This is a genomic window from Hymenobacter fodinae (assembly GCF_004745825.1).
Classification (GTDB): Bacteria; Bacteroidota; Bacteroidia; order Cytophagales; family Hymenobacteraceae; genus Hymenobacter; species Hymenobacter fodinae.
Genome location: NZ_SRLA01000002.1, coordinates 1,377,317 through 1,403,470, shown reverse-complemented (window position 1 = coordinate 1,403,470; position 26,154 = coordinate 1,377,317). Strand labels below are relative to the sequence as shown.

Sequence of the window (26,154 nt, the reverse complement as noted above, 5' to 3'; positions counted from 1 at the left end):
GTTTAACTATTTGCTACTTGTTCCTGCCCCCCTAAGTTAGGCCAATAGCTCGCGAAGCAACCAGTAGAGCTTGAGAGCATCAAGCTGGCGGAGGCTGGGGTGGCGCGAATGCAGGTTACGGCGTACCTGGTGCTGGCGCAGCCGGAACGCAATGCAAACGGCCTCCGCCAGCCCCCAGCGCTGTAGCCGCAGGGCCGCTTGCAGCAGCTTGGTATCGGTGCCTAGCCCCTCCGTGCGGTACAGCTGCACCAGGTTACGGACGGCATCGTGGGTTTTCTGCAGGAAGATGGTTGCGGGCTCCAGCCCGTCGTGCAACACGGGGTTGTCGAGGTGCACGACCGGGATATTTGCCCGACGCAGCAGCCACCCAAATTTGGTGTCTTCGTGCCCGTAACGCGTCAGGCTTTCGTCGAGGCCTAGCCGGCGGAATACTTCCGCCTTGATAAGCAAATTGTTAAGAGAGAGCTGTCCATGCGGGGCACGCTGACGCACAGCAGCGGGGCGCGCCTCACGGCGACGCCCATATAGCCAGCGTAAGAGCAGGCTGGGGCTGCTGGGCGGAGCTGCTAAGTATGTAGTGCCCCCTACCAGCACCGGTGCCTGATGGCATGCTGCCGCATAGCGCGCTAGAAAGTGCTCATCAGGAAGCAGACTGTCGTTATCAAGCAAGAGCAGCCACTCATATTGGGCCTGAGCCGCCAATACGTTACGAATGGCTGCCCGACCAATATTCTGCGGCAACTCGTCGTAGTGTACGGTGCCTATAGTCGCCAGCGCCCGATTGAGGCATCGCACTTCTTCCCCCGATCCATCATCCAGACAGCGAATTTCTACGGGCCCTCCCCAGGTGTGTGCTTGCCCAAGCAGCGCCCGTACCAGCGGCGTCACGTCGCGGTTGAACACGGGAATCAGCACGGATAGTGCGGGGGCATTCACATTGAGGGCGTTGCAGGTCAGGACTTGGAGCGTACCAGCACCGTTAGTTTTCCATTTTCAGCTCAAAGGGCGTCCGCGCAGAATCCAGCAAATTTCCCTGTTCGCACTTAAGCACCCGATTTGGGTATTGCTTGATAATCTGGTAATTATGGGTAGCCATGAGCACTGCCGTACCGGAGTTGTTGATTTCCACAAACAGGCGCATGATGCTGTCGGCAACGTCGGGGTCAAGGTTACCCGTGGGCTCGTCGGCCAGCAGGAGCAACGGCTCGTTCAGCAATGCCCGCGCAATCACAACGCGCTGTTGCTCGCCGCCTGAGAGCTGATGCGGCATTTTGCTGGCTGAGTTGGCTAGGCCTACTCGCATGAGCACTTCCGAAATGCGCTGTTGCTTACGCGCCTTGCCCTTCCAGCCCGTTGCGTTCAGCACAAACAACAGGTTGTCGGCCACGGAGCGGTCGAAGAGCAGCTGAAAGTCCTGGAAAATAATGCCCAGCTTGCGGCGCAGGTAGGGTACCTTCCCTCCCCCGGCCAGCTTCGGCAACGGGAAGCCTACGACGGTGCCGGAGCCCGCTGGCAGCGGCAGGTCGGCATACAGGGTTTTGAGCAGGGAGCTTTTGCCGGAGCCAGTGCGCCCCACCAGGTAGGCAAACTCACCTTTTTCCAGCGAAAACGTGACCTTTTGCAGCACGGTGTTTACATCCTGCATAATGTAGGCGTCGTGCAGCTCAATAACCGGGGCGGACGAGGTAGGCATAGAAACGAAGATACGGGCAGCGAGCAGTTCAAAAAAATAGCATTCCGAGCCAAGTAAGGAGGTGAATAGGCGCTAGGCCACTTCCCGCTCCTCACTCCGCTCGGAATGACGGCAAACTATACAACTCAGATTTCCAGCTTCTGCAACTTGCCAAACTCCAGGCTCGAAATGAGTCCGGCCAGTTCAGTTTCCTTGTTTTCCAACCCGTAACGATGCAAATCCTTCAGAGGACGGTCGGCGCGGAAGTACGCAATGAGCACGAAGTTCTCGTCGCGCAGCTGGATGTAATCCGGAATCTTGGCCTTGCCTTTTACTTTGATGATATACATAAGGCTGAAGAAACTTAGAAGGTCTTAAGGACTTAGAATCTTGGCAGCAGTGTTAGTACCAGCACAATGCCTGCCCACTACACTGTAAGGTTCCAAGTTCCAAAGGCTCCAGTTGCTATTAGCTATTTACCTTTTTGTGGTCGGCTAGGAACGTAGCCAATCCCTTGTCGGTGAGGGGGTGATTAAGCAGGCCGTTGATTACGCTCAGCGGGCAGGTTACTACGTCGGCGCCCAGCTCAGCGCACTGCAGCAGGTGCGGTACGTGACGCACCGAGGCAGCCAGCACCTGCGTGGGGTAGCCGTAGTTGGAAAAGATATCTACGATTTGCTGAACTAGCTGTAGACCATCGTGCCCAATATCATCAAGGCGACCCACGAAAGGCGATACGTACGTAGCACCGGCTTTAGCGGCCAGCAATGCCTGCCCGGCCGAGAAAATGAGGGTGCAGTTGGTTTTGATACCTTTCTCGGAGAAGTACTTGATGGCCTTTACACCGTCTTTAATCATGGGCACCTTCACCACAATATTAGGGTGCAGGTCGGCCAGAGCCTCTCCCTCCCGAATGATTTCGTCGAAATCAGTGGCAATTACTTCGGCCGATACGTCTCCGTCTACTATCTCGCAGATCTGGCGGTAGTGGTTCATTACGGCATCCAGGCCTTTGATGCCTTCCTTGGCCATAAGCGAAGGGTTGGTGGTTACACCATCAAGCACGCCTAGTTCTACGGCTTCCTGAATTTCAGCAAGGTTGGCGGTATCGAGAAAGAATTTCATGCGAACGATTTGAAAAGAAGATGCCCAAAGCTACTCACGGAATCAAACGAATGTGTTAGGTCTGCTTGATTTTGTCTGCTAGGCCTGTGCTTAGGCGGACCACCGATTGGCCTATAACGCAAAAGGCGACCCGGGGGCCGCCTTTTGCGTATTCTTATACTCTAATTCAGACTCCTTGCGCTTAACACGCACACCTGAATGTATTGCAAAAAAAAGCGAGCCAAAATCGCACCGCTCAACCACCTACCCTTGCTACCTTCCGGTCCTGGGGGAGTTCAGCAGGAGCTGGTCGTTCTGACTCGCCGGGTGCAAAGATACAAAGCACTTCCGGCGAATCGGTAAGTTTCTTCGCATTTTTCTGTGTTTTGCAAGTCTACTAGCAGAGTATCAACCAGATTAATTTTGACACCGTGCCATTACGCCTACTTTACGCCCCAACTAACAGCTCGACCGTCGGGTGTTAACACTAGTTTCGGTAGGCCTTTTCGGCGGCTTTACTACGCTTCTTGAGGTCGCGCTTGTAATTCGCTACTGCTTCCAGGGTGAAAGAGGTTGGGTGCAACGGATTAACCGTCTGCTCTAAATCTTTGTACCCGGCATACGTAATGCGCAACACCGGCTGCGCAGCCGTTGTACGAAGCACGTAGCCTCCAACCGAGTTTGTAGTAATTGTATTATTTTTATCACCAACTACCGTTACATTAGCTCCAGCCAAAGGCTCTCCCATATCATTAAACACAGTTCCGGTTAGAACTTTGATGGGTAATGACTCTGCCTTGGTTTCTTTCGGGTAAATGGGTTCTTGCATCCCACCAGCAGTGGTTTGCGCCTGCACTGAGAAGGCTGTAAGAAAAGCTAGCAAGCTAAGTACGATACGGACAGATGCTTTCATATGCGCAAGCAGTTTTAGTACATGAGAAGTGTTTACTAGCAGTTTAGTTAGAGCAAACGCTTTTACTAGGATATGATTATACAAGTAAGTGGTTTTTATTCATTTGGGTTCATTTCTTTTGCCGAACTCACTTTATCAAAACGCGAAGGCCCTGTAACTGTCGTTGAAAAAAGAAACCACTGGAGATAGACGCCGCCAATTTTGTGCTCCTCGGTGTGGTTCTTACCTTTGCCCATGCCTCAACAAATCCTGATTCTAGACTTTGGGTCGCAGTACACGCAGCTGATTGCCCGGCGCATCCGGGAACTGAATGTTTACTGCGAAATCCATCCGTATAATCACGCCCCGGACCTCACTGAGGACATCCGGGGCGTTGTGCTTTCGGGCTCCCCCTGCTCCGTGCGCGACCCCGAAGCCCCCAACCCCGACCTCTCCAAGTACCTAGGCCACGTGCCTGTACTGGGGGTGTGCTACGGCGCTCAGCTGCTGGCACACCAGCAGGGCGGCGAAGTTATGCCCGCTACCATCCGCGAGTATGGCCGGGCCCGCCTCAGCCACGTGTTGCACGCCTCGCCCCTGCTGCACGGCGTACCCACGGAGTCGCAGGTGTGGATGTCGCACGGGGACACCATCAAGGACCTGCCAGCCGGGTTTGAGATTATTGCCGGGACGCCGGAAGTAGCTGTAGCCGCTTTCCACATTGAAGGACAGCCTACCTATGGTATTCAATTCCACCCGGAGGTAACGCACTCCACCGACGGCAAAACCCTGCTCCAGAACTTTGTGGTATCCATCTGTGGCCTAGACCAGAGCTGGACGCCGGAGCACTTCGTAGACTCGATGGTGGAAACCCTCCAGCGCACCATCGGCGAGGAAGACCAGGTAATTCTAGGCCTATCGGGTGGCGTAGATTCGTCGGTGGCGGCCCTGCTGCTGCACCGCGCCATTGGCAAGCGGTTACACGGTATTTTCGTGAACAACGGCCTGCTACGCAAGGATGAGTACGAGGACGTACTGCACTCCTACAAAGACCTGGGCCTGAACGTGCGCGGGGTAGATGCCTCTCAGGAGTTCTACGCGGCCCTAACCGGCCTCACCGACCCCGAGCAGAAGCGCAAAGCCATTGGCCGCACGTTCATCGAAGTGTTCGACCGTGAAGCCCAAAAGGTAGAGGGTGCCCGCTGGCTGGCCCAGGGTACCATTTACCCCGATGTGATTGAGTCAGTGTCGGTGAAAGGACCGGCCGTGACTATTAAGAGCCACCACAACGTGGGCGGCTTGCCCGAGAAAATGAACCTGCGGATTGTGGAGCCGCTACGGGCGCTGTTTAAGGACGAAGTGCGTGAGGTAGGCCACACCCTAGGCCTGCCCACCAACATTCTGCACCGCCACCCCTTCCCCGGGCCGGGCCTAGGCATCCGCATTCTCGGTGACATCACGCCCGAGAAGGTAGACCTGCTCCAGCGCGCCGATGCCATCTTTATCAACGGTCTGAAAAACTTCGGGCTTTACGAAAAAGTATGGCAGGCCGGCGTAATGCTGCTGCCCGTGCAAAGCGTGGGCGTGATGGGCGATGAGCGGACTTATGAGCGGGTAGTAGCGCTGCGGGCCGTAACCAGCGTTGACGGCATGACCGCCGACTGGGCTCACCTCCCCTACGAGTTCTTGGCCGACGTGTCGAACCGCATTATTAACCAGGTGCGTGGCATCAACCGCGTGGTGTACGACATCAGCTCGAAGCCACCAGCAACTATCGAGTGGGAATAAGCCCGCTTAATTGATAGCAAGAAAGAGCCACTGAATTAGTTTCGGTGGCTCTTTTTAGTTTTACTTAGAGTGCCTTCCGGGTCTTTTTTATCAGCCGCCATTCATGCAGATTCATTGTTTTCAACACATGCCCGATGAGGGGCCGGGCCACATTGCTGCCTGGGCCACCACTCGGGGCCACCACTTGCACGTAAGCGCCTGGCATAACCCTACTGCTGCGTCACCTGATTTTAGCCGCGCCGATCTGCTGGTGGTATTGGGCGGCGCCATGGGTGTGCACGATGAAGCCGAATTTCCGTGGCTACGGCAGGAAAAATCCGCCATTAAGGCGGCCCTCGATGCGAACGTGCCAGTACTAGGCCTATGCCTAGGTTCACAGTTAGTGGCGCAACAGCTGGGCGCTACTGTGGGCCGCAATGCCGAGCCGGAAGTGGGCTTTTGGCCGGTACAGTTTACCCTTGAGGCAAGGCAACACTCGCTTTTTCGGCACGTGCCGGAGGCTGTTTTAGCGCTGCACTGGCATTATGATGCCTTCACTCTGCCGCCCGGGGCGCAATTGCTAGCCTACTCACCGCCTACCAGTTGCCAGGGGTTTCTATGGGGTGAGCGAGTAGTAGGTCTACAGTTTCACCCCGAGGCAGACGCCCAATGGTTGGCGTCGATAGTGGAGGCCGAGGGACACCTACTGAAACCCGCGGCTTTTGTGCAGACCCCAACGGCCATTCAGGCGGAAGCCGCAACCTTGGAAACCTCGCCGGCTTTTCTATATCCGCTGCTGGATGGGATGCTGGCTCTTAATGCCCCTCCGGGCTCACGTCACTGAGCAGCTAGCATCTGGGGATGCGCACCTTGGGTTCTTATTGTAGATATCCTACAAACAGAAGGTGGCCTAGCAACTTGCGTAAATAATGAGCTAGATGTTTTTGCGGCTTGATGTTAAGCGGTACTCTTGCTAGCCGATTACGTGCAATATACGTGCGCCTCACTGCAACAAGCGAGTCAGCGTAGGCCACTTTCGTTGAGTACACTCCGCCAACAACACACGACATAACTGTTGAGCTAGCACCACTAGTGGAGTTTCTGCGTAGACTAGCCTAATCCTCTTTACACGCCGCACTGTATCCTCAACATGAAACGTCCTTCCCTCCGCCAGTTCTTGGCCATTGCTGCGCTGGGACTGCTGGTAGCCATTGGGACGGGCGTATATTTTCTAGGCTCGGCGTGGGGCCAGCGGAAACTGACGCGGATGGTGAGGGAGCGAATTGCTCGCAACTCCGATCTGGTGCTGGCGCCGTTTGAGGTAGAATTTTCCTGGCTGCATGACTTTCCGCACATCACGGCTTCGCTGCGCCACTTCAGCCTGACGGATACGGCCTTTCACCAAGCCGTGCCCGTGTTGCGCATTGGCCGCGCCGATGTGCGCCTGCAGGCCTTGCCCCTGCTCCGGGGGCGCGTGGAGTTTGATCACCTTACCCTGCACGATGTTGATTTTCAACAGCTCACCGACTCGCTAGGCCACAATTGGAGCTTGCACGGGAAAGGGCCCCACCGCAAAGCCGCCTACGCCCCGCCTGATTTTCTACTGAACTCCCTGCGCATCCATAACCTGCGGGTAACGGACCGAAATGACCTGCAGCACAGCGGCTTTTCGGCATTTGTGCAAGAAGGCCAGCTTGCGGTGCAAGGCCGCGGGGGCGTGGGACATGTGCGAGGCACCCTGCAGGGACAGTTGCAGTACCTGCGCAGTGGGCGCGGCAACTTGTTTGAGCAGGAACCCATTACGGCCTGGGTGCGCTACCAGTATGACTTTCGGCAGCGTCAAGGCACGTTTCAGCGCACCCGAGCCACTCTAAACGGCGACACTGTGCTAATCAACGGTACCCACCAGGCGGCAGGTCCGGATCAGCCTCCCGGTACCACCCTCAACCTGCATTTCCGGGGCAAGCAGCCCTTGGTGGAGGTCTTGCACGTGGCCTTGCCCACTAGCTTGCACCGCTACCTCAGCGGGGCTGTTAGTAGCAGCCGCGCCCGCATCGACTACACCATTCGGGGGCTGAGCGGGCCCCTCACCCGCCCTCGCACGGTATTGCGGTTTGATCTGCGGAACGCTCAGATGCGGTGGCCAGGATCGGCGCGGCAGATTCGGCGTTGGGATGCTCGCGGTGTATTCGACAATGGGCCTGAGCACTCGGCCACCTCTACCTATCTGGCTTTCGAGCAATGCCGCTTGTTCTCTACGGCGGGGGAACTGCAGGCCACCGTTAGGGTAACCAACTTCACCCAACCCGTGCTCACGGGGCACGTGCAGGGGCGCACGGAGCTGCAAACGCTGGCCACTGTAGTGGCTCCCGACCTGTGGCACGCCCGCGCCGGACAGGCTGCCCTCAACATCGACCTGAATGGTCTGCTCCCGGAAATTCCGGAGCGGGCCGCCCGACAAGCCGGACACGCTACCATACTGCCCCCGCTGGCCGTGCGGGGCACTATCACGCTGCAAAATGCATCGTTTACAGTTCCGCACCGCCGGGCCGATATGTCGGGTCTGAACGTGCGGGTGCGCCTGCGCGACAGTTTGTGGCAGCTGGAAAACCTAACGGGGCAGCTCAACGGCATGCACGTGCGGGCCAACGCCACCACCACCTATCTACTGGCCTACTTCACCGGGCAGCACCCTACCACTACCATTACGGGCTCGTTTGTGGCAGATGAGCTGTACCTCAGCAGAGTACGGCAGCTTTTGGCGCCACCTACGCGGGCAGCGGGCAGCCCGCTGGTGCGGGCACGGCCCAAGAAGTCTGCTCCGCGGCAGGAAATAGCTACGCGGGCCCTCAACTTGTTTCCGCCGGGCATGCGCTTAAATATTGGGCTGCAATGCCAGCGGCTCGTGTTGCGCTCCGATACCCTGCGCCATCTTACGGCCAGAATCCGCCACGACGGCCAGCAGGTGCAGCTTTCTAATTTGCAGATGCGGGTGTGGGATGGGCTGGTGCAAGGTGCCGTGAGCTGGCCTACCGATACCCTACAGGACCAACCCGTGGCGGCCCGCTTGGCAGTTACGTTCAACACGCTTTCGTACCGGCGTTTTCTGGCGCTGCTGGCCCGCCCACCCCGCCGCAAAGTCCCAACGCAAGCACCCGATGCCAGTCTGCAGGATATGGTGCTGAATGCTAACGGGCAGGTGGAAGCTACCATTCACAAGGTGGTGCTGCCAGCGGGCGAGAACCTGACCAATCTGCGCTTACGGCTCAATAAAACGGGGCCTACCTTTAAGGTGCCATACCTTACGTTTGGCACCAGCGCCGGCGGCACCGGCCGCGTGAGTGCCTCGGCTCAGCTCAATGGTGCGGAGCTCCAAGGCGCCCAGGCCGACATCCGGTTGCGTTACCAGACGCTTGATATTCAACGGCTGTTTCAGCTGTTGGCGGCCCTCACCCCCCCAGCCAAAAAGGCACCAACTGCGTCCACGAAAGCCGCTACCGGTATGTCGCCGCTCTTGGATGGCACCGTTACGGCCCGCGTGGAAGTCACCGCCGAGCACATTGTGTATTCCATGCTCAGGGGCAGTGATTTTCGCTTGCGCAGCAGGCTGGCGGAGGGGTGGGCTACGCTGGAGCAGTGCTCATTGCAAACCTGTGGGGGCACCATGGCCTTGCGGGGTAAGGTTCAGATGGATGCCGAGCAAGGGGCTCGGCACCCGCTACACGCCCAAGTGCGGCTGCAAGAAATCGACCTTTCTGAGCTATTTGGGCTGGCTGCGGCCTTGCGTTTTGACGTGTTGGGGCCTGAAAACATTCGGGGCTCTATGCACTGCGAGGGCGACCTACACACCACCCTCGATGCCACGTTTCTGCCCCTACTCGCCCAAACCCACGCCTACTTGAAAACAGACCTCCGAAACCTGGAACTACTGGACGTAACTGCCCTGCAGGAAGCCCTGAAGTTTTTGCGCGAGAAACGCACTAGCCACCTGTACTTCGAGCCCGTCAGTCCGCAGTTTGTGCTAGATGGCAACCGGGTCCTGATTCCGAGCCTGCCCCTGAACAGCAACCTCACCGACCTGGCCATAAGTGGAGAGTACCACCTGGATGGTCGCGCCAACTTGTACGTGGGCCTCAGCCCCATGCAAACGCTGTTCGGCAACAACGAGAAGCGCATTGAGCGCATCAAGAGCGGCGAGGCGGCGCATCAGCGCAGCCGCGGCTTGGTATATCTTAGTTTGCGCCGGACACCGGGCAGCAAGTACAAGGTAGGCCTGTTTAAAAAGCAAGACCAGCGCCAGCAGCAAATCCGCCTGCGGCAGGAGTTTCAACGGCTCCTGCTCAAGCAGCCGCTCGATACCACGTTGCGCCTGTTGCAATAACCACGCTGTAGTAGTGGCCTAGGCCGCTACTGCCGCACCCCGCAGGTGTTGGCGCTTGCATAGCTTTACCATTCTGCAACTTCCTAACTCCGTGAAATATCTCTTCCTACTTCTCAGTATTATCCTCAGTAGCCTTTCATCCAGCGCAGCTACCCCAAATCAGGTGCAGATTGCCGTGAAGCTGGAGCCCCGCACGAAGCAGTTTTGGTGCCGTTATACGCTCACACTTCCGGCTGATGCCGCCGAAACCAGTGTGCAGCTCAACCTAAACAAAGCCTTCACCATCACTGGCCTAGAGAGCCATGGAGCAGTTCGCAAACAAATAGCTCCCCGCTTCTACGCCACAGCTGGCGACACCGTACAGGCCATTGAGCTTACTTACCGCCCGGGCAAGCAGCGGCGCAGGGTGGTACTTACGTACCAGGGTACTATGCCGCCCAAGTTTGCTACTCCCGAGGTGATGGAGCTTAGTGGGCACAGCAACTGGCTCCCGAGCCGCCCCCTCCGGGAATACGAGCTTATTGACTACGTGCTGCAAGTACAAGCACCAGAAACCTACCGCATCATCAGCTCTAGGCCACCCATCCGCCACAGCCAGGGGCGCTCTACGTTCCGGGGGCTCACCTCAGCCATTGAGCCAACCGTAGTAGCAGCAGAACACGTCTATGAAGCAACTACCGGGGCCCCCACCCCCATTAAGGTAAGCAAGGCGGCCGCGCCCTTGCTCCACCCCGATAGTCTTATGCTTTCAGAAGCAGAGCGGGTGGTGGCTTTCTACAACCGCTCGATTGGGCAGCAAGACCCCATCCCGCGCTTTGCTATTCTGTTGACGGGGGCAGATCGGGATGCGTTTGCCCTGCTAGATAATGCAGCCGTCATTACCTACCCCGATTTCGACGTTAGAAAGCGCATCGACCAACTTGTACTAGCGCACGAAATCAGCCACAAATGGTGGGCTTACGGCTCCTTTAATGACTACAACGACTGGCTGAACGAGGCTTTTGCCACGTACTCCAGCTTGCTGTACCTGCGGGCTACCGCCGATACCGCGGGCTATCGGCAGGAGCTAGCCAAACGAGTTGCTTCGGCCGCGGGGGCGCCAGCCATCATTGGGTTCGATAAGACAGCACACTCCTACCCCACCTACCGGCGCGTGGTGTACGACAAAGGCACTGTCATCCTCGCTGCCCTGCATGACCGCCTCGGAGATGCTTCCTTTCTGGCCATTCTGGCTACCACGGCGGCCCGCAAAACTTCCTCCACCTCAGAGTTTCTCCTGATTGTGGAGCAAGCCGCTGGCCTAGAAACCCGGCAGTGGCTGGAGAAGCTCTTGAGCACCTAATGGGGCGTTGCCAGGCCAGTACCCTGCGCGGCGTTAGTGGCCTAGCGCTAGCGGCAGGGCTCCGTTGACTTCCGCTGAAACAGCTCGGATTTTAGCACTAGGCTCTGGCTTGGCAGAATAACTTTCTTTTTCTCAATGGCCTTGAGCAGAATATTAGCCGCCTCCTTCCCAATCTCATACGCAGGCTGGGTGATGGTAGTGAGGGATGGCGCCAACAGGGAAGCTACGCCCAGGTTAGAGAAACCGATAATCTTTACGTCTTGGGGTATGGCCCGCCCGAGCGCCTGGCAGGCTTGGTAGCTGCTAATCACTAGCCGCTCTACTGAGGCAAAGATGCCATCTACATCGGGGCGGCTGCGGAGCATGTCGGTGATAAGCGCCGTGTTGGTTTCATCATCGGCGTCTCCTTCCAGCACCAGCGTTTCGTCGAACTCGATGCCGGCGTCCTGCAGGGCGGCCTGGTACCCCTGCATCCGCATGCGCCCGATGGAGAGGTTGCCCGACACCAATAGGTGCGCCACGCGGGTACAGCCCGCTTCAATCAGGTGCTGAGTGGCCAGGTAGCCACTTTCGTAATCGTTGGTGGTTACGTTGGCGGTCTGGATTGCGTCGCACACCCGGTCGAAGAACACGATGGCCGGCTTACTGGCGTAGAGCTTCTCTAGGTGTGAAAACTCCTGGCTTCCGCTGGCCACCGATATCAGGAGGCCATCTACCCGCCCACCCATCAGGTATTGTGTTATGGCTACTTCCCGCTCGTAGTCCTCGTGGGTAAGGTAAATCAGCACGTGGTAGCCACTCTGCCGCGCTACTTCCTCAATGCCGTTGATGGCCAGAGAAAAGAAGTGGTTGTTGACTTCCGGAATAACTACCCCAATGGTTTTGCTGATGTTGCGGCGCAAGCTGCTGGCGTAGGCGTTTGGCTCGTAGTTCAGCTCAGCGGCCAGTGCCCGCACCCGTTCTTTCGTCTGCGACGACACCTCGTAGCTGTCCTGCAGCGCCCGCGACACCGTGGCAATAGATAGGTTGAGCTCTTGGGCAAGCCGTTTAAGATTCACTGAATTCATGGACTACTCGTGTGCTACAACCAGAAAGGTGAGTGGTGTGAATTGTAGCCGAGCTTGGTAAAGCTAACGCATTTTAGGCAATGCCAAATGGCCGTTGGTGGCGCGTTTTGCCCAACTCAGCCGCCTAACAGCTCGCCAGGCCGAAGATTGGAACCGGATATCGTAAACGTTTGCGTAGATAAACTAATGTGGGCCTACTCACATCACTGCAAGTGTGGCGTACTTGGCGGGCGCAGGCAGGGCTATAGACATTGCAACTGCCGGCCGTAGCAAAATCGTGCATGGGGCGCTCCGCCGTGCGGCCGCGGCTGTGAGGCGGGTATAGGCCTAGGCCACTCGTTGTTTTATGCAGCAGCCCTATTGCTATCTTGACCGTCTGTTTTACGCCCTGAAAATCTGCTCACTGCTCTACCTATTTACCCGCTAGCTTAATGGTATCCCATCCCCTGCTGAAACCTCTCCTGCTTGTGTTGCTGCTGGTTGGCGGCGTCACGTCCCCGCGGCTACAAGCTCAGTCGCCCTTACTGCAGAATGCGCCTGCGCGCCGCGTGCTCAGCCTCAACGGCAGTTGGAACTACATCATCGACCCTTATGAGAATGGGTTTTACGACTACCGCCGCGAGGCCTTCGACCAATCGAAATCGGGCAAAGGGGGCTACTACGACAACCAGAAGCCCAGCAGCAAGCAGGAGCCGGAGCTGATTGAATACGACTTTGATAAATCGGCGGCGCTGCAGGTGCCCGGCGACTGGAACTCCCAAGACCCCAAGCTACTCTACTACGAGGGCACCATCTGGTACAAGAAAAGCTTCAACCTCGCGCCTAAAGCAGGCAAGCGGTACTTCCTGTACTTCGGAGCCATCAACTATGAGTCGCACATTTATTTGAATGGCAAGAAGCTGGGCATGCACAAGGGTGGCTTCACGCCCATTCAATACGACATCACCAGCCAGCTTAGCCCCAACGGCGACAATTTTGTGGTTGTGAAGGCTGATAATACGCGCCACCCTAACGAGGTGCCCACCATAAATACCGATTGGTGGAACTACGGCGGTATTACCCGCGACGTATTCATTGCCGAAACGCCTAATACTTATATCACCGACTACAAAGTACAGCTAGCCAAAAACGACCCCAATACTATGGCGGGCTACGTGCAGCTCGCGGGCAATGGCCTAGCTAATCAATCGGTTACGCTTACCATCAGTGAGGCAGGCCTCAAGCAAACTTTGAAGACTGATGCGGCAGGACGTGCCACCTTCCGGCTGCCCGCCAAAAAGCTGGTGCGATGGTCGCCGCAACGCCCTAAGCTTTACAACGTGGCCCTCAGCAGCGGCAACGATATGGTGCAGGACCAGATCGGTTTCCGCACCATTCAGACGCGCGGTGCTGATATTTTACTGAACGGGAAATCAACGTATCTGCGGGGTATTTCAATTCACGATGAGAACCCCCTGATACCAGGGCGTGCCCGCGGCGAAGGCGACCTGCGCATGCTCCTGACGTGGGCTAAAGAATTAGGCTGTAACTATGTGCGCCTAGCCCACTACCCCCACAATGAGACAATGCTGAAGCTGGCCGATGAAATGGGCTTGCTGGTTTGGGCGGAGGTACCCGTGTACTGGACCATAGCCTGGGAGAACCCCGCCACCTACCAGAATGCGGAAACGCAGCTCTCGGACCTGATTTCAATGGGGAAGAACCGCGCCAGTGTGGTGGTATGGTCGGTGGGCAACGAGACGCCTTTGGGGGAGCCGCGCCTGAAGTTCATGACCAACCTGGCCACCAAGGCCCGCGCTCTTGATGACACCCGTCTGATTTCTGCGGCCCTGGAACTGCACCGCACCCCCGATAACGTAGTGCACGTGGACGACCCCCTGGGCGAAGTTCTCGACCTGACTACTTTCAATGAGTACGCCGGCTGGTATTGGGGAGGTAGCCCCAGCGAAATCACCAAGTACACCTTCGACATCAAGTACAACAAACCCGTGATGATTAGTGAGTTTGGGGGCGATGCTCTGGCCGGCTACCACGGCGACGCCGAAACGCGCTGGAGCGAGGAATACCAGGAGGCGCTCTATCAGAATCAGCTGAAAATGCTGAGCACCATCAAGAACCTCCGCGGCATGACGCCCTGGATTCTGGCAGACTTCCGGGCTACCCGCCGCCAGCACCCGGTGTATCAGAACGGCTTCAACCGCAAAGGATTAATTTCCAGCACGGGTACCAAGAAGAAAGCCTTTTACGTGCTGCAGGAGTATTACCGGCAGATGGCGCAACAGTACGACGGTAAGTAATAACTCTATCGGCAGGAGCTTAGCTTGCCGCATCTCCGTACAAGTTTCGCCGCCGGTCCGTGCAGCCATGACCTACTCTGCGCTTCTTGCCTTGTTGCTGTTACCCGTACTTGCCGCATCGGCTCAGGCCCAGAGCTTGCTACCTGTGGCTCGCACCCAGCAGCTGCCGCCCCCGCGCAAGGAGAAGTTTCAGTTGTACCTGCTCGTAGGCCAGTCGAATATGGCGGGGCGCGGCCTAGTGGAGGCTCAGGATACCGTGCCAACCCCGCGGGTGCTGCGGTTAAATAAAGATGGGCAATGGGAATTAGCCCAAGACCCCGTTCACTTCGACAAGCCGACGGCAGGCGTGGGCCCCGGCCTCACGTTTGGGCGCGATATGGCGGCGCTGGACACCAGCGTGGTTATCGGTCTGATTCCGTGCGCCGTGGGTGGCTCGGGCATTGATGTGTGGCAGCCCGGCGCCTACTTCCCCGACACTCAGGTGAAGCCCTACGATGATGCCTTAGCCCGGACCCGCCTTGCCTTGCAGCAGGGCACGCTGGCCGGCATTATCTGGCACCAAGGCGAGACGGACAGCACGCCGGAGAAAAGCGCGGCATACCGCCAGAAGCTGCAGACCCTAATTGGCCGCTTCCGTCAAGATTTGCAGGCACCAACCGTGCCCTTCGTGGCCGGTGAGCTGCCCGCTTTCCAACTTGCCGGGCCCGACCCCGATGGCAAGCGGCATCCAAACCCCAGCCTAAAGCGCATCAACCACGCCCTAGTTCAGCTCAAGCAAGACGTAGGCCACTACACCTATGTCAGCAGCAAAGGCACCCATGACCGCGGCGACCAACTGCATTTTGATGCGGCCTCAGCTCGGTTGCTAGGCCACCGCTACGCCAAAGCCATGCAGCACCTACAACGGGCTCCCCTTCCACGCCTCCGCTAGCCGCATGTAGCCGGAGCGCGCCGGCACAATTAGAGGAGAGTAAACACGCTAGGTCACTCCGCAACGCTAACGAGGTTGCGGAGTGGCCTAGCGCGGCAGTACATCTGTTGGGTTAGCCCTTCTGCCAGGACTATTGGCCGTTGAGGTTCCAGTTGTAGTCGAGGTAGGTAACCTTAGCGTTGGGGTCCATTTTGGTGGTGGAGTACCGGTTTACCCAGCTTGCCACCGACTGCCCGTTCTCAGTCCAGTCGCTCTTGTACCAGTCGAAATACTTGGAAAGTTGGGCCTCGCTCTTCCCGACTTTGTTTTTGCTCGGGTTATTCAGGAAGTCGCGGCCCTGGTCGTCGAGCTGGCGGTCGAGCTGCGCGGCGGTGTAGGCCTCATTGCGCAGGCGTGGGCACGAAACCGAAGCGCACACCAGTGCGAAGTGAATACGCGGGTCGTTGTACTTTTTGCGCAGCGTGCCGTGTTCAATCTCGTCGAGGCTCATGTTGTTGCCCCCAATGGTGAAGAACTTCGAGGCCCAAGGCGTGGTCACCAGCGGAATCTGAATTTTTGAGCCAATGTCTTTGATGCTCTGCACCGGGTAGTGGTCCAAAATCAGGCGGATGGTGTACGCATTGTAGGCATTAATCCAGTAGGCCATCTGCTCCGGCTTGCTCCAACTGGCCGTGGGCGGGTTCTTGCTCAGCAGCTGCAGGTACTGATTGAACTCCTTCTGATTCGCTTTTAGTCCCTTGTAGTTTACCTGCCCTTTTTCGTTGACATACTTCTTCAGCAGCCGGTCGTAGCTGGAGTGGTCAAAGGCAGCGGGTGCAACGGCCAGATCAGCTCTATATGTCCGCGTGGACTTGGGAGCAGTGGTGAAGGAGGCTAGGGCGCCTAGCGTGCCTGCGAGAAGCGAGAAAGCAAAGATGCGGTTCAAGTGCATGCGGAGAGAAGTTCGGAATCTATACGGAGCCGACCGCACGGTTAGTTTTAGCTGGAGATAAAGCGTACTTCTCGTGCTTACTGTTGGGCGCAGAAATGTCCAGCATACACCTCTTTTAACTAGTGGCCTAGCATACACTCCGCCACTGTCAGTAACCAGGCAGTTTGTGTCTTTTACCCATTACGCCAGTTTGCGGGCCTTGGCAGTTACTTCTACCAGGCGCTCTTGCTCGGGGTGGCGCACCGCAGAATTACGCACCGAGGAGTTACGCACCGAGGAATTGCGCACCAGCAGCTCGGGGCGCAACGCCACTTGGCGGGGCGCGAAGGGTCGGCCATCGGCCTCAATCAGTTCCAGCAGCAACCGTACGGCGGCCTGCCCCATTTCCTCACAGCGCTGGTCGATGGTGGTAAGCGAGGGCTCCGTCACGACGGTGAACGTTTCGTTGCTGAAGCCCGCAATGGCCACGTCTTGCGGCACGCGCAGCCCTTGTCGCTGCACTTCCTGTTGAGCGCCCAAGGCCCCGTAGTCGCCGGCGGCAAACACGCCATCTGGCCGGTTAGGAGCGGCCAGCAGCTCGCGCATAGCATCTACCGCCTGGCTTTGTACCATATCGGTGTACACAATCAGGCTCTCGTCTTCGGGCAGGCCCGCTTCCCGGAGCGCATCGAGGTAGCCCTGGCGGCGGTTTTTATAGATGTTCAGGTGCTGGGGGCCGGCAATGTGCGCAATGCGGCGGCAGCCTTGCTCAATTAGGTGGCGCGTCGCTACGTAGCCCCCCTCCTGGTCGTCGAGCACCACGGCATTCACGTTGTCACCCTCCACAATACGGTCGAAAAATACCAGCGGTAGGCCACGGCTGCGTAGCTTCTCAAAGTGCCGGAAGTCGCGGGTGGTGCGCGACAAGGAAACCAGCACGCCTGCTACCTGCGCGCTGAGCAGAATATCGAGGTTGCGGCGCTCCTGGGCTACATCCTCATTCGACTGGCAGATGATAACGTTGTACCCCGCTTTGCTGGCCGCCGACTCAATGCCGTGAACCACCGAGGGAAAGAAGCGCCCCTCGATATAGGGCACCACAATGCCCAGCAGCTGGCTTTTGCCTTTGCGCAGAGCCGAGGCCAAACGGTTGGGCTGGTAGTTATACTTCTTGGCCAGCTTAAGCACCTTCTGCTTCATGGCGGGCCCGATGCTATAATGGTCGCTGAGCGCCCGCGAAATAGTGGTCATCGACACGCCCAGCTCCCGGGCCAGGTCGGCCATAGAGACGGGAGTGGTAGTATTTTGTTCGGGTGCTTGCTTTTTTCGAGGAGCCATATTGCGGGATGCTGCACAATGCTTTGTGTAAATATATAACTATCTGGGGTCAGAACGCATTCTGAGCTATTCAGGATTTGATTTATAACCGAATTCTAGGGTTTACGGACACTGGCGCAGCTGAACAGTTGCACCCCGAACTCGACCTTTATTTTCAAATGTCCTTCAACTTATTTGATTTTCTGTTTACTTTACACAATCGATTGTGCCAAACGAAGGTAGGTTCACCATATTTTCTGTGTCCCCAACCTGGAAAATCTCATTCATAGGCGAATCGCGCTGTACTCCCTGCCTTTCCGACTTCTGTGTCATTTGCTCACTTCATTATCACCATGCCCACATCTTCTCCCACCCGCCTTACGCCGCTTGTTACTGGCCTAGCTTTCCTTGGTACGCTGGGTTTAGGCGCTGCCTTTGCCCAGACTGCCCCTACCGCCGCCAATATCATCACCGTGCAGGTGAACAAGCCTGGCGCACCCATTCAGAAAACGATGTACGGCCTCTTCTTCGAGGACATCAACTTTGCCGCCGATGGTGGCTTGTACCCCGAGTTGGTGAAGAACAAGTCGTTTGAGCTGGATGAGCACCTGATTGGTTGGCGCGGTATCCGGGGTGCGGCTGCGCTTTCCACCTACACGGTATCGAGCCAGCAGCCCATCAGCGCCCAGAACAACCATTTCCTGCGCATGACGGCCACCACGGCTAGCCCCGACGCGGGCTTTATCAATGAAGGCTTCCGGGGCATGGGTGTGAAACAGGGCGGCGAGTATACCTTCTCGGTGTACCTGCGCAAAGGCCCCGGCAGCGTGAGCGGCCTGAATGTGACCTTGGAGGAGGAAGGTCGCGGCGCGGGCGGCCCCGAAGCTGGCCCCTCGGGTAAAGTGCTAGCCCAGACCACCATAACGGGCCTTACGGGCGAGTGGAAGAAGTACACGGCGGTGCTGAAGTCGTCGGGTACGGCCCAGCGGGCTCGCCTGAAGCTGACCATGGAAGGAGCTGGCACCCTCGACATCGACGTGGTTTCGCTGTTTCCGAAGGATACCTACAAAAACCGCGAGAATGGCCTGCGCACCGATTTAGTGCAGCTGCTCAAGGACATGAACCCCGGCTTCCTGCGCTTCCCCGGTGGCTGCATTGTGGAGGGCCGCAACCTCACGGAGCGATACCAGTGGAAAGAAACTATCGGCGACGTGGCCAACCGCGTGCCGCTGGTAAACCGCTGGAACATGGAGTTCAAGCACCGCTCTACCCCCGACTACTACCAGTCGTTTGGTCTGGGATTTTTTGAGTATTTCCAGCTTTCCGAAGACATTGGCGCCGAGCCCGTGCCGATTCTGAATGTGGGTATGGCCTGCCAGTTCAACTCCGCCGAGCTGGCCCCCGTTTCGGGGGTAGCAGCTAGTGGCCCGAATACTGGCTCGTCGCACAACCACGAAGACGACGACCCAACGCTGGAAACCTTCATTCAGGATGCCCTGGATTTGATTGAGTTTGCCAACGGCTCCGCCAGCAGCCCCTGGGGCGCCAAGCGCGTAGCCATGGGTCACGCCGCACCGTTCAACCTAAAGTACATCGGCATTGGCAACGAGCAATGGGGCCCTCAGTACCTGGAGCGCTACGAGCCGTTTATGAAAGCCATTAAGGCGAAGTACCCCAAGATGAACATCGTATCCAGCGCGGGCCCGAGCCCCGACGGCGACCTGTTCACTAAGGCTACCCAACGCCTGCGCGAGCTGAACGCCGAGGTGATTGACGAGCACTACTACGCCAAGCCAGAATGGTTCCGCCAGAACGTGGGCCGCTACGACAACTACCCCACCACCGGCTCTAAGATCTTCGCCGGCGAGTACGCTGCCCAGAGCGTAGCTATCGGTAGCCCCGACAACAAGAACAGCTGGGACTGCGCCATCTCGGAAGCGGCCTTCATGACTGGCCTAGAGCGCAACGCCGATAAGGTAGTAATGGCTTCTTACGCCCCACTGTTTGCCCACGTGGATGCCTGGCAATGGACGCCCGATATGATCTGGTTTGACAACCTGAAAGCGTACGGCACGCCGAACTACTACGTGCAGAAGATGTACTCCACCAACCCTGGCACCACCATGCTGCCCGTGCAGCGCGGTGGCAATGCCAAAAATGGGGAGGGCAACCTGTTCAGCAGCGCCACGGCCGACGATAAAACCGGCGAAATCATTGTGAAGCTGGTGAACTACTCCACGGCGGCACGTCCGGTTACCATCAACCTACAGGGCGTGAAGAAGCTGGGCAAAGCCGGTAAAGCCACCGTGCTGGCCAGCAACGACCTGAATGCCGTGAACAGCTTAGAGCAGCCCATGAACATTGCCCCCAAGGACGAATCGTTCAAGGTGAAGTCCTCGAACGTGACCTACACGCTGGCCCCGAACTCGTTCACGGTGCTGCGCATTCCGGGCAAGCGTTAATCAGCCGCCGACATGACGATGAACTTCTCTCTGCTGCCCGCTACGCGCACCCTGCTGACTGGCCTAGCATTGGCGGTAACTACTCCTACCCTGGCGCCCACAGCGGCGCTGGGGCAGGCCCTGCCGGAGCCCAAGGTGGGTAACCCCATCATCAAGGACAAGTACACCGCCGACCCCGCTGCCATGGTGTACAAGGGCACCGTGTACCTCTACACGGGCCACGACGAAGCGCCGGCCCGGCAGGAGCGCTACGTGATGAACGACTGGCTTTGCTACTCCTCCACCGACATGGTTAACTGGAAGGAGCACCCCTCGCCACTGAGCGTGAAGGCCTTTTCCTGGGCTAAAGGCGATGCCTGGGCCTCGCAGGTGATTGAACGCAACGGCAAATTCTACTGGTACGTGGCCGTAGAGCACGGCTCGATTCCGGGTAAGTCTATTGGTGTGGCCGTGTCGGATAGCCCCACGGGGCCGTTCAAAGATGCCCGTGGCTCGGCCATCATCACCAATAACATGACGGAGAGCCCCATCTCCTGGGACGACATTGACCCAACCGTTTACATCGACGACAAGGGACAGGCTTACCTGTACTGGGGCAATACCAACTGCTACTGGGCCAAGCTGAAGCCCAACATGACGGAGCTGGATGGACCTATCAACAAGGTGACTACCCTGCCCAAGTTCACGGAAGCCCCTTGGATTCACAAGCACAACGGCTGGTACTACCTGAGCTACGCTTACCAGTTTCCGGAGAAGATTGCCTACGCCATGAGCCGCAGCATCGAGGGTCCCTGGGAATTTAAGGGCATTCTGAACGAGGTAGCGGGCAACTCCAACACCAACCACCAGGCTATCATCGACTTCAAAGGACAGTCGTACTTCATTTACCACAATGGCAGCATCCCGACTGATGGCGGCAGCTTCCGGCGCTCCGTGTGCATCGACCAACTGTACTACAATAAGGATGGCACGATGAAGCGCGTGGTGATGACCACTGAAGGCGTGAAGGCGGCCAAGTAGGTGGCCTAGAACGACCACTTACACGTCATGCTGAGCAAGGTCGAAGCATCTTGCCTCTGGCTAACTACTGCCTAGGCCTGTTGCTACGAAGCGGTCAAGGTGCTTCGACACCGCGCTCAGCATGACGGTCAGTGTGGTGGTATGCTAGCAGTGCCCAATGTTTACTGGTCAGACCAAGAAGCTGCTAGCCAAATTGCCGCAATTTTTTAGGCCGCTAAACAGCAAGAAATTTCCGCCAAGATTACACAATCGTTTATGTATTCCATCTTCCTAAAGCGGTTTCTGGTGCTAGCGTTCCTGCTAGGCCACCTCGGTTCCTCGGCCCAGACTGTGCCCGCTCTCATCCCGGCTCACGACCCGGTAATGGCTCAGCAGAATGGCACGTACTATATGTTCTGCACCGGCCCGGGTATTGCCGTATGGTCGTCGAAGGACCGAAAGAACTGGACGCGGGAGCAGCCCATATTTGCCACGGCGCCCACTTGGGCAACACAGGCGGTGCCAGGCTTTAAAGGCAACCACATCTGGGCGCCCGATATCTCTTATCACAACGGGGTATACTCGTTGTTTTACTCCATCTCGGCGTTTGGCAAAAACACTTCCTGCATAGGCCTAGCTACCAATAAAACCCTCGACCCCAAGTCGAAAGACTTCAAGTGGGTGGATCATGGGCGGGTGATTCAATCGGTGCCGGGGCGTGACATGTGGAACGCCATTGACCCCAACCTCATTCGGGACGAAAAAGGTACTCCCTGGCTCTCGTTTGGCTCTTTTTGGGAGGGCATTAAGCTGGTAAAGCTCACGCCCGATCTGAAGGCGCCAGCCCAGCCTGAGCAGTGGCGTACCATTGCCAAGCGCCCTCGCTCACCCCAACTCAACGACTCCCTGCCCGGCGATGGCGCCATTGAAGCGCCTTTCATTTTCAAGAAGGGTGACTTTTACTACCTGTTTACCTCCTTTGACTACTGTTGCCGCGGCCCCCAGAGCACGTACAAGATCATGGTAGGCCGCTCAAAAAACGTCACCGGTCCGTACGTTGACAAAGCAGGTGTTGCCCTCGATCAGGGTGGCGGCACCGAGGTGCTGGCCGGCGACAAGAACTGGTTCGGGCTAGGCCACAACTCGGTGTACACTTTTGATAAGGCCGACTACCTGGTTTTTCACGGGTACGATGCCGCCGACAAAGGGCATTCAAAATTGCGCATTGAACGGCTCGCGTGGGATGCGGCCGGTTGGCCCGTAGTGCAGCCGTAATGGCTGTACTAGTCTATTATTTCACACAATCGTTTGTGTTTTATAAGTGACTGTGTTACCTTTCTAGCCCGGAAAGGCAGTGACTCCTACCGGCGTCGATTTCGGTATCGTTTCCGGTCCTTTTTCTCGTATACAGGCAATTTGAAAGATGGCCTAGGGCCTTGTGAAGCCGTAGCTTAGCATCTTTCCCACCTTATTTATAACGTCTCGTGACCAAGCCGAATCCTTCTCTCGCTGAATTGAGTGTGAACACCATCCGTCTGCTGTCGGTGGATATGGTACAGGCCGCCAACTCAGGTCACCCGGGCCTCCCCATGGGTGCCGCCCCGATGGCATACGTGCTGTTCTCACGCTTCCTGCGCTTCAACCCTCAAGACCCCACCTGGCCTAACCGCGACCGATTTGTGCTGTCGGCGGGCCATGGCTCGGCGCTGTTGTATAGCCTCCTGCACCTCTACGGCTACGATTTGTCGCTGGACGACCTGAAGGCTTTCCGGCAGTTGCACTCCAAAACGCCCGGCCACCCTGAGTCGAACCTGACGCCCGGCGTGGAGGTAACCACCGGCCCCCTAGGCCAGGGCTTTGCAAATGGAGTGGGCATGGCTATGGCCGAGGCGCACATTGGGGCCGTGTACAACAAGCCCGGCCACGAGCTGATGGACCACTACACTTACTCTATTGTGAGTGATGGTGACCTGATGGAAGGCATTGCCTCGGAAGCAGCTTCTTTAGCCGGCCACCTGAAGCTGGGCAAGCTCATTTACCTCTACGACGACAACGACATCAGCCTCGACGGGCCCACTAGCCTGGCCTACACCGAGGATGCACTAGCCCGGTTTGAGGCCTACGGCTGGCACACTCAGCGCGTGATGGACGGCAACGACCTCGACGGCATTGAGGCAGCTATTAAAGCAGCCCAGCAGGAAACTGAGCGACCTTCCATCATCTCCGTGAAAACCATTATCGGCTACGGCAGCCCGCAGGAAGGCACCAGCAAGGTGCACGGCTCCCCCCTCGGCCCCGATAATGTGAAGAAGGCGAAGGAGTTCTTCGGCTTCGACCCCGAGGCCACGTTTGTAATACCCGAAGAAGTGCGCACGCACCTGGCCGAGGCCGGCCAGCGCGGTGCTCAGCTTCAGGCCGAATGGCAGCAGAAATCAGAGGCATACCAGAAGGAGTTTGGAACGGAGTGGGAACTGTTCCGGGCCTCGTTTGCGGGAGAGCTCCCCGCAGGCTGGGATGCCTCGCTGCCCGTCTTCACGCCCGCCGATGGGGCCATGGCTACCCGCCAGGCTTCCGGCAAGGCGCTTACTGCGCTCAAGAAAAGCGTACCCTTCCTGTTCGGGGGCTCCGCCGACTTGGCCAGCTCCAACGAGATGCCCACCGGCGGCGACGCCAGCTTCCAGCCCGGTGCTTATGAGCACAACAACATTTGGTTTGGGGTGCGCGAGCACGCCATGGGCGCGGCCATGAACGGTATGGCCCAGCACGGCGGCGTGCGCACCTACGGTGGCACCTTCCTCACCTTCTCCGACTACATGCGCGGCGCCATCCGCCTCACGGCCCTGGCTGAGTCGGCGGCCACGTTCGTGTTCACCCACGACAGCATTGGCCTGGGCGAGGATGGCCCAACTCACCAGCCGGTAGAGCAAGTAGCAGCCCTACGCACTATCCCGAACATTGTGGTGATTCGCCCCGCCGACGCCAACGAGACCGTAGAAGCGTGGCGCATTGCCATGACCACGCCGAAGTCGCCGGTGGTGCTAGTGCTTTCGCGCCAGAAGCTGCCCACGCTCGATCAGGAGAAGTACGGCTCGGCCCGCGAAGGTGTGGCCAAGGGTGGCTACATCCTCAGCGAAGCCGAAGGTGGCAAGCCCGAGCTGATTCTGCTGGCTACCGGCTCAGAAGTAGCCTTGGTGATGCAGGCGCAAGATCAACTCCAGCAGCAGGGCGTGCCTACCCGCGTGGTAAGCCTGCCTTCGTGGGAGCTGTTCGAGAAACAGGACAAGGCCTACCAGCAGCAGGTGCTTCCTTCCGATGTGCGCAAGCGCGTGGCCGTGGAAGCCGGCTCGCCCATGGGCTGGCACAAGTACGTGACCGACGAAGGAACCGTCATTGCCATGAACCGCTTCGGCGAGTCGGGCCCCGGTGAGGCTGTGCTGGAGTACTTCGGCTTCACAGTTGAGAACGTGGTGAAGCAGGCCAACTGGGTGCTGCAAGGCCAACCCGCTGACATCGAGAAGAAAGAGGTTCTTTCATAAATATCTAAGAGAACGTCATGCTGAGCTTGTCGAAGCATCTCTACCTCTGGCTAATCACTGGCCTAGCATTGAAGCGGTAGAGATGCTTCGACAAGCTTAGCATGACGTTACTTTTCATTGACACTGATAGTACTAGCGGGGAGCCATACTGTGGCTCCCCGTTTCATTTACCGCATTCTTATGGCTGAAATTACGCCTGCTCAGCGGCGCGTAGCCGTTAGTGCTCTGTTCTTTGTAGCAGGGTTGTGCTTTGCTTCCTGGGCCTCCCGCATTCCGGATATTCGTCTGAAGTTAGGGCTCAGTGAGGGCGAGCTAGGCCAGTTGCTGTTGGCCTTGCCGGTGGGCTCTATGCTGGCCCTGCCTGTGGCGGGGTGGATGGTGCATACCTACGGCAGCCGGATAGTGGTGGTGCTGGCCACCAGTTTGTACGCCATCTTCTTGCCGCTGCTGGGGTGGGCGCCGGGATTTTGGAGCTTGGCGGGTAGCCTCGTGCTGTTCGGATTTGCCGGTAACCTGCTCAACATATCCGTGAATACCCAGGCTATTGGCGTGCAACAGGCCTACGGTAAACCCATTATGGCCTCTTTCCATGGGCTCTGGAGCCTAGCGGGTTTTTTGGGCGGCGCGCTGGGCACCTTGCTAATTCGGTGGCAGCAAACCCCGCTCCGGCACTTCCTGTTGGTAATGGCGTTAGGCCTATTGCTGACGGTGTTGGCTCACCAGCGCACCTTGCCTCAGGATACCGGCGCTGAAGCCGGCGGCTCCGGTTTCCGTCGCCCCGAGCCTTACCTTTTGCGCATCGGGCTGATTGCGTTTTGCGGGATGCTCTGCGAGGGCTGCATGTTTGATTGGAGCGGCGTATACTTCCAGAAAGTAGTGCGCCCCGATGCTACGCTGGTTACGGCCGGCTACGTGGCGTGCATGAGCACCATGGCCCTCGGACGCTTCATCTCCGACTATTTCACGCACCGCTTCGGCACCAACCGCATGCTGCAGATCAGCAGCGCCCTCATTGCGCTAGGCCTACTCACGGCCGTGGTATGGCCGGCGTTTGTGCCGTCGGTAGTAGGGTTTCTGCTGGTAGGATTTGGTATTGCCTCTGTGACGCCCCTGGCCTACAGCGCCGCTGGGCAATCCACCACCGTCTCGCCGGGCGTGGCGCTGGCCATGGTTTCTACTATTGGGTATTTTGGGTTTCTGCTGGGTCCACCCCTTATAGGCTTCATTGCGGAGGTTTCCAGCTTGCGGGTGTCGTTTGCGCTGGTGGCAGGCCTAGGCGCGGCTATTGGAATATTAGCGGCCCTCCCCGCCGCTACCGCAAAGCCAGCTAAACAAGTGGCCTAGCGCACATTCTTTCGGGTTTACTCTTCGATGCAGCTGCTTCAGTTCCCGCTAATACTGCGTGAATTGAAGCAGCTGTTTTGCTTTATGCGGTAGACCTAAAAAAATATTTCGCCGGAAGCTGTAACCTTACCCA

19 protein-coding genes and 1 other RNA gene are annotated in these 26,154 nt (G+C 57.7%); 11 read left to right on the top strand and 9 right to left on the bottom strand.

What is annotated here, in order from left to right:
- Positions 1-36 precede the first annotated feature (36 nt).
- From EU556_RS13230 to EU556_RS13205, 6 genes are all read right to left on the bottom strand, one after another.
- Positions 37-936, bottom strand: a complete 900-nt coding sequence (locus tag EU556_RS13230; protein WP_167855567.1) for a glycosyltransferase family 2 protein — start codon at positions 934-936, stop codon at positions 37-39.
- A gap of 43 nt (positions 937-979) precedes the next feature.
- Complete coding sequence (locus EU556_RS13225) at positions 980-1,693, bottom strand: cell division ATP-binding protein FtsE (RefSeq protein WP_135434565.1); 714 nt, start codon at positions 1,691-1,693, stop codon at positions 980-982.
- Between the two features lie 125 nt (positions 1,694-1,818).
- Positions 1,819-2,022 (bottom strand): fructose-6-phosphate aldolase, encoded by a 204-nt coding sequence (locus EU556_RS13220; protein WP_135434564.1) that lies wholly within the window; start codon positions 2,020-2,022, stop codon positions 1,819-1,821.
- 118 nt (positions 2,023-2,140) lie between these two features.
- On the bottom strand, positions 2,141-2,797 hold the full coding sequence (gene fsa / locus EU556_RS13215; RefSeq protein WP_135434563.1) for a fructose-6-phosphate aldolase: 657 nt from the start codon (positions 2,795-2,797) through the stop codon (positions 2,141-2,143).
- A 209-nt stretch (positions 2,798-3,006) separates the two neighbouring features.
- Positions 3,007-3,103: signal recognition particle sRNA small type (gene ffs / locus EU556_RS13210), an RNA gene on the bottom strand.
- 160 nt (positions 3,104-3,263) lie between these two features.
- Positions 3,264-3,689: a carboxypeptidase-like regulatory domain-containing protein gene (locus EU556_RS13205; protein WP_135434562.1), complete on the bottom strand. Its 426-nt coding sequence runs from the start codon at positions 3,687-3,689 to the stop codon at positions 3,264-3,266.
- A 234-nt stretch (positions 3,690-3,923) separates the two neighbouring features.
- Here EU556_RS13205 and guaA point away from each other — a divergent pair, with 234 nt between their 5' ends.
- The 4 genes from guaA (at position 3,924) to EU556_RS13185 (ending at position 11,158) form a co-directional block, all read left to right on the top strand.
- Complete coding sequence (gene guaA / locus EU556_RS13200; protein WP_135434561.1) at positions 3,924-5,456, top strand: glutamine-hydrolyzing GMP synthase; 1,533 nt, start codon at positions 3,924-3,926, stop codon at positions 5,454-5,456.
- Positions 5,457-5,559: 103 nt separating this feature from the next.
- Positions 5,560-6,279, top strand: coding sequence for a type 1 glutamine amidotransferase (locus EU556_RS13195; protein ID WP_135434560.1), 720 nt, complete (start codon positions 5,560-5,562; stop codon positions 6,277-6,279).
- 306 nt (positions 6,280-6,585) lie between these two features.
- Positions 6,586-9,816, top strand: a complete 3,231-nt coding sequence (locus EU556_RS13190; protein ID WP_135434559.1) for an AsmA-like C-terminal region-containing protein — start codon at positions 6,586-6,588, stop codon at positions 9,814-9,816.
- A gap of 91 nt (positions 9,817-9,907) precedes the next feature.
- On the top strand, positions 9,908-11,158 hold the full coding sequence (locus tag EU556_RS13185; protein WP_135434558.1) for a M1 family aminopeptidase: 1,251 nt from the start codon (positions 9,908-9,910) through the stop codon (positions 11,156-11,158).
- Positions 11,159-11,205: 47 nt separating this feature from the next.
- On the opposite strand, the gene EU556_RS13180 is transcribed toward EU556_RS13185, so the two are convergent.
- Positions 11,206-12,225 (bottom strand): LacI family DNA-binding transcriptional regulator, encoded by a 1,020-nt coding sequence (locus EU556_RS13180; RefSeq protein ID WP_135434557.1) that lies wholly within the window; start codon positions 12,223-12,225, stop codon positions 11,206-11,208.
- Between the two features lie 431 nt (positions 12,226-12,656).
- Here EU556_RS13180 and EU556_RS13175 point away from each other — a divergent pair, with 431 nt between their 5' ends.
- Both EU556_RS13175 and EU556_RS13170 read left to right on the top strand, forming a co-directional pair.
- Entirely contained in the window at positions 12,657-14,522 is a 1,866-nt protein-coding gene (locus EU556_RS13175; RefSeq protein WP_135434556.1) for a glycoside hydrolase family 2 protein, read from the top strand.
- A 67-nt stretch (positions 14,523-14,589) separates the two neighbouring features.
- Positions 14,590-15,453 carry a sialate O-acetylesterase gene (locus tag EU556_RS13170; protein WP_135434555.1) on the top strand — a complete coding sequence of 288 codons (864 nt, stop codon included), beginning with the start codon at positions 14,590-14,592 and terminating at the stop codon, positions 15,451-15,453.
- Positions 15,454-15,583: 130 nt separating this feature from the next.
- On the opposite strand, the gene EU556_RS13165 is transcribed toward EU556_RS13170, so the two are convergent.
- Both EU556_RS13165 and EU556_RS13160 read right to left on the bottom strand, forming a co-directional pair.
- Positions 15,584-16,384, bottom strand: coding sequence for a DUF547 domain-containing protein (locus tag EU556_RS13165; protein ID WP_135434554.1), 801 nt, complete (start codon positions 16,382-16,384; stop codon positions 15,584-15,586).
- A gap of 180 nt (positions 16,385-16,564) precedes the next feature.
- Complete coding sequence (locus EU556_RS13160) at positions 16,565-17,701, bottom strand: LacI family DNA-binding transcriptional regulator (protein WP_135434553.1); 1,137 nt, start codon at positions 17,699-17,701, stop codon at positions 16,565-16,567.
- A 332-nt stretch (positions 17,702-18,033) separates the two neighbouring features.
- Between EU556_RS13160 and EU556_RS13155 the strand changes: the two genes are divergently transcribed.
- From EU556_RS13155 to EU556_RS13135, 5 genes are all read left to right on the top strand, one after another.
- A complete protein-coding gene (locus EU556_RS13155; protein WP_135434552.1) occupies positions 18,034-20,142 on the top strand; it encodes an alpha-L-arabinofuranosidase C-terminal domain-containing protein in 2,109 nt (702 codons plus the stop codon).
- 18 nt (positions 20,143-20,160) lie between these two features.
- A complete protein-coding gene (locus EU556_RS13150) occupies positions 20,161-21,162 on the top strand; it encodes a glycoside hydrolase family 43 protein (RefSeq protein ID WP_135434551.1) in 1,002 nt (333 codons plus the stop codon).
- Between the two features lie 255 nt (positions 21,163-21,417).
- Positions 21,418-22,416, top strand: coding sequence for an arabinan endo-1,5-alpha-L-arabinosidase (locus EU556_RS13145; protein ID WP_135434550.1), 999 nt, complete (start codon positions 21,418-21,420; stop codon positions 22,414-22,416).
- A gap of 209 nt (positions 22,417-22,625) precedes the next feature.
- Positions 22,626-24,677, top strand: coding sequence for a transketolase (gene tkt, locus EU556_RS13140; protein ID WP_135434549.1), 2,052 nt, complete (start codon positions 22,626-22,628; stop codon positions 24,675-24,677).
- A gap of 180 nt (positions 24,678-24,857) precedes the next feature.
- Positions 24,858-26,021: an MFS transporter gene (locus tag EU556_RS13135; protein ID WP_135434548.1), complete on the top strand. Its 1,164-nt coding sequence runs from the start codon at positions 24,858-24,860 to the stop codon at positions 26,019-26,021.
- The last annotated feature ends 133 nt before the right edge of the window (positions 26,022-26,154 follow it).

Excerpts from the sequence above, each read along its gene's own strand:
- EU556_RS13225 (WP_135434565.1), bottom strand. The coding sequence starts at position 1,693 with ATGCCTACCTCGTCCGCCCCGGTTATTGAGCTGCACGACGCCTACATT.
- EU556_RS13220 (WP_135434564.1), bottom strand. The coding sequence starts at position 2,022 with ATGTATATCATCAAAGTAAAAGGCAAGGCCAAGATTCCGGATTACATC.
- fsa (WP_135434563.1), bottom strand. The coding sequence starts at position 2,797 with ATGAAATTCTTTCTCGATACCGCCAACCTTGCTGAAATTCAGGAAGCC.
- EU556_RS13205 (WP_135434562.1), bottom strand. The coding sequence starts at position 3,689 with ATGAAAGCATCTGTCCGTATCGTACTTAGCTTGCTAGCTTTTCTTACA.
- guaA (WP_135434561.1), top strand. The coding sequence starts at position 3,924 with ATGCCTCAACAAATCCTGATTCTAGACTTTGGGTCGCAGTACACGCAG.
- EU556_RS13195 (WP_135434560.1), top strand. The coding sequence starts at position 5,560 with ATGCAGATTCATTGTTTTCAACACATGCCCGATGAGGGGCCGGGCCAC.
- EU556_RS13190 (WP_135434559.1), top strand. The coding sequence starts at position 6,586 with ATGAAACGTCCTTCCCTCCGCCAGTTCTTGGCCATTGCTGCGCTGGGA.
- EU556_RS13180 (WP_135434557.1), bottom strand. The coding sequence starts at position 12,225 with ATGAATTCAGTGAATCTTAAACGGCTTGCCCAAGAGCTCAACCTATCT.
- EU556_RS13175 (WP_135434556.1), top strand. The coding sequence starts at position 12,657 with ATGGTATCCCATCCCCTGCTGAAACCTCTCCTGCTTGTGTTGCTGCTG.
- EU556_RS13170 (WP_135434555.1), top strand. The coding sequence starts at position 14,590 with ATGACCTACTCTGCGCTTCTTGCCTTGTTGCTGTTACCCGTACTTGCC.
- EU556_RS13165 (WP_135434554.1), bottom strand. The coding sequence starts at position 16,384 with ATGCACTTGAACCGCATCTTTGCTTTCTCGCTTCTCGCAGGCACGCTA.
- EU556_RS13160 (WP_135434553.1), bottom strand. The coding sequence starts at position 17,701 with ATGGCTCCTCGAAAAAAGCAAGCACCCGAACAAAATACTACCACTCCC.
- EU556_RS13155 (WP_135434552.1), top strand. The coding sequence starts at position 18,034 with ATGCCCACATCTTCTCCCACCCGCCTTACGCCGCTTGTTACTGGCCTA.
- EU556_RS13150 (WP_135434551.1), top strand. The coding sequence starts at position 20,161 with ATGAACTTCTCTCTGCTGCCCGCTACGCGCACCCTGCTGACTGGCCTA.
- EU556_RS13145 (WP_135434550.1), top strand. The coding sequence starts at position 21,418 with ATGTATTCCATCTTCCTAAAGCGGTTTCTGGTGCTAGCGTTCCTGCTA.
- EU556_RS13135 (WP_135434548.1), top strand. The coding sequence starts at position 24,858 with ATGGCTGAAATTACGCCTGCTCAGCGGCGCGTAGCCGTTAGTGCTCTG.